Source organism: Pseudomonas sp. SA233, from assembly GCF_054792385.1.
In genome coordinates this window covers 4,117,261-4,131,239 of the sequence record NZ_CP096449.1, presented here as the reverse complement: position 1 = coordinate 4,131,239, position 13,979 = coordinate 4,117,261, and the positions used below count along the sequence as shown (strand labels likewise).

Below are 13,979 nucleotides of genomic sequence, written 5' to 3'. Positions count from 1 at the left end.
TCGTGAGCGTACGCATCTCTACTTCGCAGTTCTACAACACCAACCAGGCCAACTACCAGAGCAACTTTGCCAAGACGGTGAAGAGCCAGCAGGAGGCAAGCGATGGCATTCGCGTGCGTTCGGCCAAGGATGACCCGGTGGGGGCGGCGCGTCTGCTGCAACTGGAACAACAGCAGAACATGCTGAAGCAGTACAGCGGCAACATCGTCAACGTACGTAACGCCCTGGGCACTGCCGAAAGCACCCTGAACTCCATCGGCACCATCCTGCAGCGGGTCAACGAGCTGGCGGTGAGCTCTGGCAACGGTACGTTCACCGATGCCGACCGCAAGGCCAACGCCGACGAACTGGCGTCGCTGGAAGACCAGCTGTTCTCGTTGATGAACAGCAAGGACGAGAACGGCAAGTACATCTTCTCCGGCTCCAAGGGCGATACCCCGCCTTACGCGCGCAATGCCGATGGCACCTACAGCTACCAGGGCGACCAGGGCAAGCTCAACCTGCAGGTGGGTGACATGCTCAGCCTGGCGGCCAATGAAACCGGCTACGACGCCTTCGAGCAGGCGCTCAACACCAGCCGTAGCCAGACCAGCCTGACCGCGCCGGCCACCGACGATGGCCGCGTCAGCCTGTCCAACGGCCAGGTATCCGGCAACAGCCTGTACAACGATCGCTTCCGCAGTGGCGAGCCGTACACCATCGAATTCCTCAGCAGCACCGAATACAAGATCACCGATGTCGACGGCAATGACGTCACGCTCGAGGCCAGCCAGGGCGGCAAGTTCGACCCCAATGGCGACAACACCAGCATCAGCTTCCGCGGTGTCGATCTGCGCCTGGACATCACCTTCAAGGACGGCGACAAGGGTAATGAAGATGCCGCTATCGCAGGGCATACGTTCAACCTGAGTTCCAAGGCCGATGAGGTTTCCGGCACCCGCAGCCCTGGCAATACCTCCTCCGAGCAGGTGACGGGCGCGACCATCACCGATCAGGCTGCCTACAAGGCCGCTTTCCCGGGCGGTGGCGCGGTGCTCAAGTTCACCGGCAGCAGCACCTTCGAGCTGTATGCAACTCCGGTTACTGCCAATAGCCGCCCTATAGCGTCTGGGGCGCTCGGCGGGGCGAGTGGCACTACCGCGACAGCGGCTGGCGTCAGTTTCGAATTGTCGGGCGCGCCAAGTGCGGGCGATTCGTTTGCGGTCAAGGTCGATACCCACCAGACCCAGAACCCGCTGGACACCATCAGCAAGCTGCGTACCGCATTGACCACGCCGATGGATAATGATCCGGTTGCTCGACAGAACTTCCTGGCTTCGCTGGATTCGGCCGTGGGTAACATTACCAGCGCTATCAATCAGGTTTCGTCGTCCGTCAGCGCCATCGGTGGCCGTGGACAGGCGCTGGACGTTCAGTCGGAGACCAACGAGGCGCTGAGTACCGAGAACACCAAGACTCAGAGCTCGATCCGTGAAAGCGACCCGGCAGAAGTGATGCTGCGCCTGCAGATGCAGACCAACATGCTGCAAGCTTCGCTGCAAGCGTATGCGAAAGTCGCCGGGCTTTCGCTGGTCAATTACATCTGATTCTTTCCCCTCCTGTTTCAACTTCGCTGTGTCAGTGTGCCCGCTCTGACGCAGCCCCTTTTTTCAAGGCTCCAACGTGAACGAACAACCCCTCGTCAGCATCGTCATTCCTGCCTACAGCGCGCGCTTTTTCGCCGTGGCGTTGCAGAGCGCGGTGGGGCAATCCTACGAGAACCTCGAGGTCCTGGTCTGTGATGACAGTGAAGGGGATGAGATCGAAACGATCGTGCGTTGCGTTGAAGAGCAGAGCGGTAGGACGGTGCGTTATGTTCGTAACGAGCGCCGTCTTGGGTTTGTCGGCAATCTGGTCCAAGCTGTGCAGATGGCATCTGGCGAGCTGGTCAAGGTGTTGTGTGACGATGACCGGCTGATGCCGCTATGCGTGGCGCGCCAGGCAAAGTGTCTGGCAGATGATAGCGAGGTCAGCCTGGTTCTCGCTCAGCGCATGTTCGTCGACGAGAACAGCTATGTGCTGCCGATGCGCTTGGCCAATGCCCGGTTTGTTGACACCGACAGCCTGTTCAATGGCAACGACATATTGTCGATCCTGAACGATAGCCCGGCTAATTTCCTCGGCAACTTCTCCTCAGCGATGATGCGGCGTGAGCAGGTCTTGAGCTTCTTGTGCGCATTGACGCAGGATGATCAGGGGTTCGTGGCATTGCTGGATATGGTGCTCTTCTGCTGTTTGATGCGCACCGGGCAGTTGATGCTGGTCGGCGATGTCCTGGTGATTGAACGCCTGCATGCCCAGCGCTTGAGCAAACAGTCAGCGGTGAGGGCATCGCTCGTGCGCGAATGGGGCTGGCTGCGTCAGATGCTGGAGCAGCGTGGTGGCGAGCAAGCGCCGGCGCAAGGGTGGGTACGTTATCGGGCACTGTCGGACACCTCGCTCATGCCGGGTCAATGGCGCGAGATGAATCTGGTGTTGCTGTTGGGCAACTGGCAGCAGACCATGCGTTGCCGTATCGGTAGTGACAGTGAAAGTTACGCCGAGCTTTATCAGGCCTGGGTGGATGAGCGTCAACTGAGTGCTGCACAGCTCAAGCGGCTGCCCCGTACCTTCGAGTCCTGGCCCCGCAAACCCCGAGTTGCCGTAGTGATACTGGATCTGGCCGGTAGCCTGGATGAGCTCAGTCAGACTGTGTACAGCGTTCAGGCGCAGTGCTACGCAGCCCAGGATTGCGTTGTGTTATCTGATGTCAAAGGCTGTGTGTGGTCGGGGGTTGCCCAGCATGCGCTGGAGGGGGACTGGGTCGGCCAGATCAATCGAGTCGTAGCCGCTTTGCCTGAAAGCGATTGGGTCTACCTGTTGCATGCGGGTGACAGGCTTGTCGACGCCGCGTTGCTGTTGCTGGCGGAGCGCATCGCCGTCATGCCGGGGTTGGGCTGTATCTACAGCGATGAAGATAATTGGGTGGATGGCGCGCTCTGCGAGCCGATTTTCAAACCTGCTTTCAACATCGACCTGATGCGTAGCTATCCGTACGTCGGGCGTACTCTAGCTTTCGATCGAGCAGCGTTCGCTACGCTGGGCGGCCTAGATTCACGTTTTGCAGACCTGGCGGCGCATGATCTGCTCTGGCGGTTGGTGGAGGCCAAAGGCCCTCAGGCAGTTGAGCATATTGCCGAGATTCAGGTGCATTCGACCCTCGGATTCGCGCAGTGGCTGTCGCAAGATTCGGTAATTGCCCAGAGCGAGCCCGTGCTTCACGAGCACTTGAATCGTCTGGGTGTCGCTCACCAGATACGCCACGATGAAGTGCCTGTACTTAACCGAGTCGACTATCTGCACACCGAGCAGCCACTCGTCACGCTTGTGCTGCCCTGTAACCAGCCGTTTCAGATAGTTCAGCGCTGCGTCATGTCGGTGCTGGAGCAGACCACGTATTCGCGCTATGAATTGGTACTGGTCGCGGCTGATGATATCGAGCCCGCTGCAGGCAACTGGCTTCATGCAATGGCCGAGGTGGGCGGCGCGATACTTCGGGTATTGCGTTTGAGTGGGGCTGCCGATGTCGGGCGGATGATCAACGAAGCCGCTAAGACAGCGCGCGGCGATTACCTGCTGATGCTTTCATCGGGGCTGCAAGTTCGCGAGGGCCAATGGCTAGGTGAGTTGCTCAACCATGCTCAGCGTCCAGAGGTGGCAATCGTGGGCGCCAAATTGGTGGATGTGCATGACAGGGTCGTTCACGCAGGCCTGGTTCTAGGCGGCAGTGGTGGCGTAGGGCTGGTATGTGCGGGTGAAGAAGGACAAAGTCGAGGCTATTTGCAACGTCTGCAGGTCACTCAGAACTGGAGTGCGGTGGCAGGTGACTGTCTGATTGTGCGCAAGTCAGTTTTTGACGCATTAGATGGTCTGGATCTCACCCAGTTTTCCGCGGGGTTGGGTGAAGTCGATCTGTGCCTGCGCGCGAGAAGCCTGGGTTATCTGGTCGTCTGGACGCCCTATGCGTGTTTGTATGCGATTGGAGCAGCCTCTGGCGAGCCTCACGCAAACGCGACGTTCGAGCAGCAGTCGGTCTTTTTCGAGCGTTGGCGTTCGTTGGTCGTGCGCGATCCCGCATATAATCCTAACCTGGGGCTGGGGCGTGTCAATTTCGACCTGGATGCCAGCCAGCAAGGCAGTTGGGACCCGTTCTGCGCGCGGACGCTGCCTTCGGTGCTCGCTTTACCTGTGAACGCCTCGGCAGTTGGCGCGTATAGGGTCACCGAACCGTTCGCCCGGCTGGAGGCTGGCGGGCGTATTGTCGGACGGGTTTCGTACGAGTCCCCGGATACCGTCCAACTCGCCCGCATGAATCCCGATATCATCGTGGTGCAGTTGCGGCATAACGAAAACTCGGTCAGCGACCTTGAACGGCTGGCCAGGTTTTCCAGTGCGCGGCGTATCTACGAGATCGACGACTATGTGCTCAAGGCGCCGAAGAAGAACAAGCATGCCCGTAACAAGCCGGCAGATATCGAGCAGCACCTGCGCCGCGCAATCGGGTTGTGTGATCGTGTCGTCGTTACCACCCAGGCGCTGGCAGATGCGCTGGGCTCGATGCACAGTGATTTCCGCGTAGTCCCGAACATGCTCGACCCGGAGGTCTGGGGCGCTTTCAAGTGCGAGAGGGCAACGGCCTCGAAACCACGTGTGGGTTGGGGTGGCGGCACCAGTCATTCGGGAGACCTGGAAATCATTGCTGAAACAGTTCGGCTTTTGGCGGATGAGGTTCATTGGGTGTTCTTCGGCATGTGCCCAGATGAGCTTCGCCCGTACGTGCATGAGTTTCATCCGCCGGTAGCCTTGGCCAACTATCCGGCCAAGCTTGCCAGCCTGAATCTGGATCTGGCCCTGGCCCCGCTGGAGTTCCATATCTTCAACGACTGCAAGAGCAACCTGCGCTTGCTGGAATACGGCGCCTGTGGTTACCCGGTTATCTGTACCGATACCGAGGCGTACCGCGGTTATTTGCCTTGCACGCGGGTGTATGGCAACAGCACCAAGGAATGGGTCGAAGCGATTCGCTCGCATCTCGCAGACCCGGCCTCCAGTTATCGCATGGGGGATGAGTTGCGCGAGGCGGTGATGCGTGATTTCGTTTTGCGCGATGACAACCTGCGCCATTGGGAGTGGGGCTGGTTGGCGGATTGATACGGCTTTCTGGTCACCGTGATAGCGCTCTGTGTATTGTGATAAGGCTGCCTTATGGCCCTTTCGGTTTGCTGCTCTGTTAAACGTCAGTGTGTCGTTGCGGGCAGTCATCTTTCATGGCCGGCGCCGCTGCCGGAAAGGCCTGCGTTGTCTACCACATCGGATTAAAAAACTGTTGGCCCTTTAAGCGGGTTGGCGCATTTCCTGCAAATACCCATCGATATCGCCATAAATCCTTCACCCGGGCGGACCTGGGGCGCGAAGCACATGAGGAAATCGATGAAGGCAGTCATTCTGGCGGGTGGGCTCGGCACGCGTATCAGCGAAGAGTCACACCTCAAGCCCAAACCGATGATCGAGATCGGTGGCAAGCCAATTCTTTGGCACATCATGAAGCAGTATTCGGCGCACGGCATCCACGACTTCGTGATCTGCCTCGGCTACAAGGGGTACGCGATCAAGGACTTCTTCGCCAACTACTTCCTGCATACCTCCGACGTCACATTCGACATGCGTGCCAACCGTATGGATGTGCATCAGAACTACAGCGAGCCATGGCGTGTGACGTTGGTGGATACTGGTGACGATACCATGACCGGTGGCCGCTTGCGTCGTGTTGCCAGATACCTGGAAGACGAGGAGTCCTTTTGCTTCACCTATGGTGATGGCGTCTCTGATCTGAACATCGGTGCGTTGGTTGACTTCCATCTCGGTCACGGCAAACTCGCCACTGTCACAGCGGTACAGCCACCAGGTCGATACGGAGCACTGGAGCGCGAGGGCGACCGGGTGCGAGGTTTCAGCGAGAAACCGCGCGGTGATGGAGGTTGGATCAATGGCGGCTTCTTCGTGCTCTCTCCCAAGGTCATCCCCTATATTGTCGGTGATGCGATGCCGTGGGAGGCCGAACCGTTGGCCACCCTGGCCCAGCAAGGCCAGCTGATGTCGTTCGAGCACGACGGCTTCTGGCACCCCATGGATACCTTGCGCGACAAGAACCACCTCGAACAGTTGTGGAGCAGCGGGGAGGCGCCATGGAAACAGTGGGCTTGAGTCCCGCGTTCTGGGCCGGTAAGCGCGTCCTGGTCACTGGTCACACTGGTTTCAAGGGCAGCTGGCTGGTGCTCTGGCTGCAGAGCCTGGGCGCTCAGGTCACCGGTTTCGCCCTCGACCCATCGACCGAGCCGAACCTGTTCGATCTGGCACGGGTTGGCGAGGGCATCGATGATCGCCGTGGTGATGTGCGTGATCTTGGCGTTCTGCTGGAACTGGTCGCCGAAGTGCAGCCGGAAATTGTCTTGCACCTGGCAGCCCAGCCGCTGGTGCGTGAAGGGTACCGCGACCCGTTGGGCACCTATTCGAGCAATGTCATGGGGACCCTCAATCTGCTAGAGGCCGTGCGGCAGGTAGGCGGCGTGCGCGCCTGCGTGGTGGTCACCACCGACAAGGTCTACGCCAACCAGGAGTGGGTCTGGTCCTACCGCGAGAACGAAGCGCTCGGTGGTCATGATCCGTACAGCAGCAGCAAGGCCTGCTGCGAAATTCTTGCACAGTCCTACGCGGCGTCATTCTTCCCGGCCGAGCGGTACGCCGAGCATGGCCTGAGCCTGGCAACCGCACGCGCCGGCAATGTGCTGGGCGGAGGAGACTTCTCGCCCGATCGGCTGATCCCCGACGTGCTCAAGGCGTGGTCTGCTGACGAGCAGGTGACGCTGCGTTTTCCCCAGGCGGTGCGCCCTTGGCAGCATGCCCTGGAGCCGCTGGCCGGATACCTGCTGCTGGCCGCCAGTCTATACGAGCAGGGCCAGCGCTATGCAGGTGCATGGAACTTCGGCCCGGGTGACGACGACATGCGCAGTGTCGGTGAGGTGGTCCAGTTGCTGGCTGGGCAGTGGCCTCTGGCCCCAGGGGTCAAGGTCGAGACGAGCGACCTGCACGAAGCCGGGCTGCTACGCCTGGACAGCTCTCGAGCCCGCCAGCTGCTTGGCTGGCGACCACGCTGGACGCTCAACGAATGCCTGGAGCGAACCCTGGGCTGGCACCTGGCCTGGCGTAAGGGTATGGACATGCGTGCAGTCTGTCTGACCCAGTTGAGCTTGTATCAGGAGTCGTTGTGAGCGAGTACACCTTGCACCCCTTGCCATTGCAGGGCCTAGCCCGCGTCGATCATCGCCGCCATGAGGATGCCCGTGGTGCATTCTCGCGGCTTTACTGTGAAGGTAGCCTGGAGCGTTTCGGAGCGCCGTTCCACATCCGCCAGATCAACCGCTCGCTGACTCGCGGGCGCGGTAGCGTGCGTGGTTTACATTATCAGGTCGGGCCGCAGCCGGAGAGCAAGTACATCACCTGCCTGCAGGGTGAAGTGTGGGACGTGGTGGTTGACCTGCGTGCCGATTCGCCGACTTTCCTGCAATGGCATGCCGAGCACCTCAAGGCCGGTGAGGGCAACAGCTTGCTGGTACCGGCCGGTTTCGCCCACGGTTTCCAGGCACTGAGCGACGATGCCGAGCTGCTTTACCTGCACAGCGCCGACTATGCCCCGGAGCATGAGGGGGGGCTGTCGGTGCTGGACCCGCGCTTGGCCATCGCCTGGCCGTTGCCCGTGATCAACCTCTCGGCCCGGGATGAAATGCATCCTTGGCTGGACAGCCGCTTTACCGGAGTGACCGTATGAATTGCCGTGGTTGTGGCAGCGCCCTGCACCTGCCGTTGATCGATCTGGGCACAGCGCCGCCTTCCAACGCCTACCTGCGTGCCGAGCAACTGGCCGGGGCTGAACAGTGGGTACCGCTGAAGGTGTCAGTGTGCGAGCAATGCTGGCTGGTACAGACCGAGGATTATACCCGCGCCGAGCAGCTGTTCGATGCGGACTATGCCTACTTCAGTTCCTATTCCAGTTCCTGGCTGGGCCATGCCGAAGCCTATGTGGCTGGCATGGCCGAGCGCTTCGCGCTGAGCGCCGACAGCCGTGTGGTGGAGATCGCTGCCAACGATGGCTACTTGTTGCAGTACGTTGCCCGGCGCGGTATTCCCTGCCTCGGGGTCGAGCCGACCCGCAGCACTGCCGATGCGGCGCGTGCCAAAGGGCTGGAGATACGCGAGGTGTTCTTCGGTCGCGACGTGGCGACGCAACTGGTGGCCGAAGGCTGGAGTGCCGACCTGATGGCGGCCAACAACGTGCTCGCCCATGTGCCGGACATCAATGACTTCCTCGGTGGCTTCGCCACCTTGCTTAAGCCGACCGGCGTGGCCACGTTCGAATTCCCGCATTTGCTGTCGCTGATCGCCGAGCACCAGTTCGATACGCTTTATCACGAGCACTATTCCTATTTGTCGCTCACGGCGGTGCAGATCCTCTGCCAGCGCAACGGCCTGGAAATATTTGACGTGCAGGAGCTGCCGACTCACGGTGGTTCACTGCGGGTGTTCGTGCAACGCACTGATGGCCAGCGCCGTACGGTGGAGCCGGCCGTCACCGGCCTGCTGGCGCTGGAGAACGACGTGGGCGTGCGCAGCGCTGGCTTCTACTCCACCTTGGCGCCTGCCGCCGAGCGTATCAAGCTGCAGTTGCTGCGTTTCCTGCTCGACGCCAAGGCTGCTGGCAAGCGCGTGGTGGGTTACGGCGCTGCCGCCAAGGGCAACACCTTACTCAACTATGCCGGGGTCAAGGCTGACCTGTTGGCCTGGGTGGCCGACGCCAGCCCGCACAAGCAGGGCAAGTTCCTGCCTGGTAGCCGCATTCCGATAGTGGCGCCCGAGCGTCTGGCCGAGGAACAGCCGGACTATGTGCTGGTGCTGCCGTGGAATCTGCTGCACGAAATCAGCGAGCAGCAGGCCGGCATCCGTGAGTGGGGCGGGCAGTTCGTCATCGCCGTCCCCGAGTTGACCGTGCTATGACCGCATTGCATGTACTGGTAACCGGCGCCACAGGTTTCGTTGGCCGCCATCTGGTGGCCGAACTGCTGGCACGCGGTTGTCGCGTGCGCGCCTTGGCGCGTGACGTCGAGCGCGCGCGGGGGATGGCGTGGTTCGACCAAGTGGAGTTCGTTGCCGGTGACCTGCAGTTGGCCGACGCCGCAGCGGTGGCCAGTTGGGTCGATGGTATCGATGCCCTTGCTCACCTGGCCTGGCCGGGACTGCCCAACTACCAGGCGCTGTTCCATCTGGAGCAGAACCTGATGGCCGACTACCGCTTCATCAAGCACGCGGTCGAGGCTGGTGTACGACAGGTGCTGGTCACCGGCACCTGCTTCGAGTACGGGATGCAGAGCGGCCCGCTGGACGAACAATGTCCGGCGCGCCCGGCCAACCCCTATGGCTTGGCCAAGCACAGCCTGCACCAGTTCCTCCAGGCATTGCAGTTGCATCGGCCATTCACTCTGCAATGGGCGCGACTGTTCTACCTGTATGGTCAGGGGCAGAACCCCAAAAGCCTGCTGGCAGGGCTCGATCGAGCCATTGATAGCGGCGAGGCATCGTTTGCCATGTCCGGTGGCGAGCAGTTGCGCGACTTTCAGCCGATTACCGATGCTGCCCGCCAGTTGGCTGGTGTGTTGCACTGTCGCGAATTCTCAGGGGTGGTCAATTGCGCCAGTGGTCAGCCGGTTGCAGTGCGCAGTCTGGTCGAGCAGCGTCTGCGTGAGCGAGGTGCCAGCCTGAGCCTGAATCTTGGTTATTACCCTTATCCAACCCATGAGCCGATGGCGTTCTGGGCGGTGACCGATCGTTTGCAGCGCATGCTGCAATCCACTATCGAGCCCTTGCACCGCTGACGCTGTCGGGCCAACACTTTTCAAGAGGCTGCAAATGAGCGACAAAACGCCACTACAGGTATTCGCCGAAGAATGCCAGGCCGAGATCCGTGCCCAAGGCAACGATGCGGCGCTGGGCGAACTGGCCCAGGTCTTCTACAACGAATCGGCCAAGCACAAATACACCTACCACTTCAGCTGGATGGGCCGCCCGATCATCCAGCTGCCCCAGGACATGGTTGCCATGCAGGAGCTGATCTGGAAACTCAAGCCTGACTTGATCATCGAATGTGGCATCGCTCATGGCGGTTCGATCATCTATTACGCGTCGATGATGGAGTTGGTGGGGCATGGTGAGGTCCTTGGCATCGATCGCGATATCCGTCCACATAATCGCGAAGCCATCGAAAGTCACCCAATGTTCAAGCGTATCAGCATGATCGAAGGCTCCAGCATCGACCCGGCCGTTGTCGAGCGGGTGCGGATGCTGGCTGAGGGCAAGAAGGTCATCGTCGTGCTCGATTCCAACCACACCCACGACCACGTGCTGGCAGAACTGCGCGCCTACGCGCCGTTGGTGTCGCAAGACTGCTACTGCGTGGTGATGGATACGGTGGTCGAGGACATGCCTGCCGATGCCTTCCCTGATCGGCCATGGGGTGTTGGCGACAACCCGCGCACTGCTGTGTGGGCTTACCTGAAGGAAACCGAGGACTTCGTCATTGATGCCGAAATCCATGACAAGCTGCTGATCACCGTGGCGCGTGATGGCTACCTGCGCCGAGTGCGCTGAACCAACCAACAGGCAGAAGCAGATATGCAAGCACATGTACAGCACCGGGGCGACGCATCGCTCAAGGATCGCCTCACATTGGTGTTGCTTACCCACAACCGCCCAGATTTTTTGCGCCGGGCCTTGTGCTACTACCGCAACTACCCGGCCAGCATCCTGGTGCTGGATTCGTCGCTGAAGGCTGACGATGAAATTGCTCGCGATTACCCAGATGTCGATTACCGCCATCTACCGCAGTTTTCTTACACTGCATTGCTGGAAAAGCTGGCTTTCGGGGTCAAGCAGGTCGTCACGCCGTTCATGCTCTTCATTGCGGTCGACGACTTCCTGCTGCATGACAGCATAACCCGCTCCGTGGAGTTCCTTGAGCAGCACTCTGATTATGGTCTTTGCCATGGTTACGGGATGATGTATGTGCCCGGTGGCGCGCAGGTCGAGTACTACAAACGTGATAATCGGGTGCAGGAAGACTACTGTTCGCAAGATCCAGAGCAGCGCTTGCTGGAGTTCATGGGCCAGTTCCTCCCGCCTTTTTACGCCGTTACCCGCACTGACCTGTTGCAGCAGTGGTATGAGCTGCTGCCGTTGGGCACCAGCTTCGAATGGCAGGAAATCGGCCACGCTTTCTACCTGCTGGCCAATGCCAAGGCTCGAATTCTGCCGATTCCCTTTGCGGTTCGAGAGGGCAACTATGGCGGTTCTGAGCATGGCACCAACGTACTCACGGTGCTTGCCTTGCAGGACGAGAAGTCACGCCAGGGGCGTGAAGTCTTTGCAGAGTTTCTTGCATCGATTCCTACCGAGTTGAGCAGCAGGGGCGCCGCTGCGGTCAAGCAGATCGCCCTCGAAAGCTTCAAGAGCATGGCCGACGGGTTGCTGACGGGGCGTGCGCTACAAGCTTGCCCGATTGTTCGCTCCGAATGGCAGCGACCGATGTACGAACCTAAACGAATCTTTGGCGAGCAGCAGTTCGTGGAACTTCCGTTCTACAACAAGGCGTTCTTCGACTTGCTGACCGAGATCGAATTCCATATCCATGCCATGCCGGCCGGGCGTCATCAGCTCACCGAACTGGAATCGATCCTGCAAAGGCAATGGCGTTTGCTCCAGGCGCGTGCCAGTGATGATACCACTGCCCTGCGCACTCGCCTCTGGGAGGCGCTTGTCATCAACCCGTTCAACCGGACGGTGGTCGAGCGCCTGTTGATGCAACTGGAGCAGGACGACCAAGCCCAGGCCGAAGCGGAGCAATTACGTGACTGGTTGTGCCGGTTGGACTCGCTTCCTGGCTTCGACAACGAGGTGTTGTTAAGCAGTATGTCCTCGGGGCGGCTGCTTAATTGGCTCAAGGCTCGTGAGCCAGGCGACGAGTTGGTACGCCAGGCTGCCAAGCGTCTGGACAAGCATCATGGCGGTCCAAGCTTTGGCATTTTATTGCTCGATCTGGAAGCCGACATCGTCAAGCTCCAGGCTACCTTCGACAGTCTCATGAACGGCTACTCGCGCGCCTTCAAGGTGGTTGTATTGACCACTGGAGAGCTGCCGTCGGTGACAAAGCCGCAGCAGACTGTGCATTTCATCAAGGTTACCGAGCAGGATCATGTTCAGCGCATGAACGAGGCGGCCAGGCAACTGGGCACTGACTGGATCATGCTGGCCGAAAGTGGTGATCAGTTCACCGCCGGCGGCCTGATGCGTGCTGGGCTCGAGTTGCTAGGCGTCGAAGGGGTGCGTGCCGTGGCGATGGACGAATTGCAGGAACAGGCCAACGGCTTGCTGAGCGATGTCATGCGTCCAGGCATCAACTTGGATATGCTGCAGAGCGTGCCTGGGCTGATGGCTCGGCACTGGCTGGTGCGTCGCGACCTGTGGTTGGAGGCAGGTGGGTTCGACGCGCGTTACCCGCAGGCGCTGGAGTTCGATCTGTTACTGCGCTTGATCGGCAAAGGAGGTATGGCGGGCCTTGCCCACCTGGCGGAGCCACTGTTGCTCTGCTCTGCGCCTGACAATAGCCGGCACGATCAAGAGCGTGCCGTGCTGGTACAGCATGTGGCCCAGCGGGGGTATGCGGTGTCGGTCGGGTCGGTCCGTCCGGGAACGTTGGCCGTTGACTATCGGCATGAGGCGCGGCCGATGGTTTCGATCATCGTGCACTGCCAGGACAACTTCACAGCGTTGCAAGCATGCCTGCTCAGCCTGTTGCAGCGCACCCGCTATCAGCAGCATGAAATTCTCGTTGCTGACAATGCCAGCCAGTCGCCCGAGCTGTGCGATTGGCTGGCTAGCTTGCAGGTAGGAGGGAGCCGGTTGCGGGTGGTCCGTAGCGAGCGCGCCCTGGCGCCGGTTGCGATGCTCAATCTGGCCATTCAGCAGGCGCAGGGCGAGTATCTGGTGCTGCTGGACAGCGAGCTCGAGGTGCTTAACGCCAACTGGCTGGAAGGTATGCTCAATCACGCCCAGCGTCCGGAAGTGGGTGTGGTGGGTGGCAAGTTGCTGAACCCCGAGGGACGGGTGGTCGAGGCTGGGCTTGTGCTGGCAGGGCAGGCGGGTGTACGTGCCGCGTTCGTCGGCGAATCCAGGGATGCGCCTGGTTACATGCAGCGCCTTCAGGTGGAACACGGTGTTTCGGCGGTGTCGGGTTGTATCATGCTACGTGCGGAACTGTTGCACGCTGTCGGTGGGCTCGAAGAGCAGTCACCGAATCTGCGCGCCGCGCACGTCGACCTGTGCCTGCAAGCAGTGGCGGCGGGCCTATTGATAGTGTGGACACCACAGGCCCAGGCCGTACGGCATGTTCTGGTGGGCGACGATGCGATGGCCTGCCCACACATGCGTGAGCGCTGGGCGCACGCATTGGCTCAGGACACTTGCTATAACGCCAACCATAGTCTGGACGGCAAGCTGTTCAGTCTTGATCTGGAAGGCCGGGTTGATTGGCAGGCGTTGATCGCCTGACATCTGTTGCGGAACTACGCCAGGCCATGACCGCCTCGCGGCGGTTATGGCTTTTTTGTGGGCGCAGCCGCACCGGTTTGTCGATTCGACAAAAAGAGCGTGACTTGAGAGTCAGAACGCGCATCTTCACTGTATATTGTCGAAACCGGGAACCGCCGCGCCGCTCCGAACAAATTGTCAGGGATCGGAAACCACCGCATCGCCTGGCGTTTTGCCGTTTGGTTCCGTGGCGGGTATTTCGCTGTTACTGA

The 13,979-nt window shown here is 60.2% G+C and carries 9 protein-coding genes; all 9 read left to right on the top strand.

All coding sequences use genetic code 11. The features are described from left to right. Window positions 1-2: 2 nt before the first annotated feature. The 9 genes from M1D87_RS19030 (at window position 3) to M1D87_RS18990 (ending at window position 13,728) form a co-directional block, all read left to right on the top strand. Complete coding sequence (locus tag M1D87_RS19030; protein WP_123083741.1) at window positions 3-1,586, top strand: flagellar hook-associated protein 3; 1,584 nt, start codon at window positions 3-5, stop codon at window positions 1,584-1,586. Between the two features lie 76 nt (window positions 1,587-1,662). Continuing rightward, complete coding sequence (locus M1D87_RS19025; protein WP_123083740.1) at window positions 1,663-5,229, top strand: glycosyltransferase; 3,567 nt, start codon at window positions 1,663-1,665, stop codon at window positions 5,227-5,229. A 279-nt stretch (window positions 5,230-5,508) separates the two neighbouring features. Then, window positions 5,509-6,282: a glucose-1-phosphate cytidylyltransferase gene (gene rfbF, locus M1D87_RS19020; RefSeq protein ID WP_054573095.1), complete on the top strand. Its 774-nt coding sequence runs from the start codon at window positions 5,509-5,511 to the stop codon at window positions 6,280-6,282. Continuing rightward, window positions 6,264-7,346: a CDP-glucose 4,6-dehydratase gene (rfbG, locus tag M1D87_RS19015; protein ID WP_061551257.1), complete on the top strand. Its 1,083-nt coding sequence runs from the start codon at window positions 6,264-6,266 to the stop codon at window positions 7,344-7,346. The genes rfbF and rfbG overlap by 19 nt, the downstream gene beginning before the upstream one ends. Beyond that, a complete protein-coding gene (locus M1D87_RS19010; protein ID WP_061551256.1) occupies window positions 7,343-7,903 on the top strand; it encodes a dTDP-4-dehydrorhamnose 3,5-epimerase family protein in 561 nt (186 codons plus the stop codon). The genes rfbG and M1D87_RS19010 overlap by 4 nt, the downstream gene beginning before the upstream one ends. Further along, a complete protein-coding gene (locus M1D87_RS19005; RefSeq protein ID WP_123083739.1) occupies window positions 7,900-9,126 on the top strand; it encodes a class I SAM-dependent methyltransferase in 1,227 nt (408 codons plus the stop codon). The genes M1D87_RS19010 and M1D87_RS19005 overlap by 4 nt, the downstream gene beginning before the upstream one ends. Then, window positions 9,123-10,001, top strand: a complete 879-nt coding sequence (locus M1D87_RS19000; RefSeq protein ID WP_061551254.1) for an NAD-dependent epimerase/dehydratase family protein — start codon at window positions 9,123-9,125, stop codon at window positions 9,999-10,001. The genes M1D87_RS19005 and M1D87_RS19000 overlap by 4 nt, the downstream gene beginning before the upstream one ends. 34 nt (window positions 10,002-10,035) lie before the next feature. Then, window positions 10,036-10,773: a cephalosporin hydroxylase family protein gene (locus M1D87_RS18995; RefSeq protein ID WP_054573100.1), complete on the top strand. Its 738-nt coding sequence runs from the start codon at window positions 10,036-10,038 to the stop codon at window positions 10,771-10,773. 24 nt (window positions 10,774-10,797) lie between these two features. Further along, window positions 10,798-13,728 (top strand): glycosyltransferase family 2 protein, encoded by a 2,931-nt coding sequence (locus M1D87_RS18990; RefSeq protein WP_182330057.1) that lies wholly within the window; start codon window positions 10,798-10,800, stop codon window positions 13,726-13,728. Window positions 13,729-13,979: the final 251 nt, after the last annotated feature.

Bases quoted from the DNA above. Each gene is read 5' to 3' on its own strand.
- M1D87_RS18995 (WP_054573100.1), top strand. From the start codon at position 10,036: ATGAGCGACAAAACGCCACTACAGGTATTCGCCGAAGAATGCCAGGCC.
- rfbF (WP_054573095.1), top strand. From the start codon at position 5,509: ATGAAGGCAGTCATTCTGGCGGGTGGGCTCGGCACGCGTATCAGCGAA.
- rfbG (WP_061551257.1), top strand. From the start codon at position 6,264: ATGGAAACAGTGGGCTTGAGTCCCGCGTTCTGGGCCGGTAAGCGCGTC.
- M1D87_RS18990 (WP_182330057.1), top strand. From the start codon at position 10,798: ATGCAAGCACATGTACAGCACCGGGGCGACGCATCGCTCAAGGATCGC.
- M1D87_RS19000 (WP_061551254.1), top strand. From the start codon at position 9,123: ATGACCGCATTGCATGTACTGGTAACCGGCGCCACAGGTTTCGTTGGC.
- M1D87_RS19005 (WP_123083739.1), top strand. From the start codon at position 7,900: ATGAATTGCCGTGGTTGTGGCAGCGCCCTGCACCTGCCGTTGATCGAT.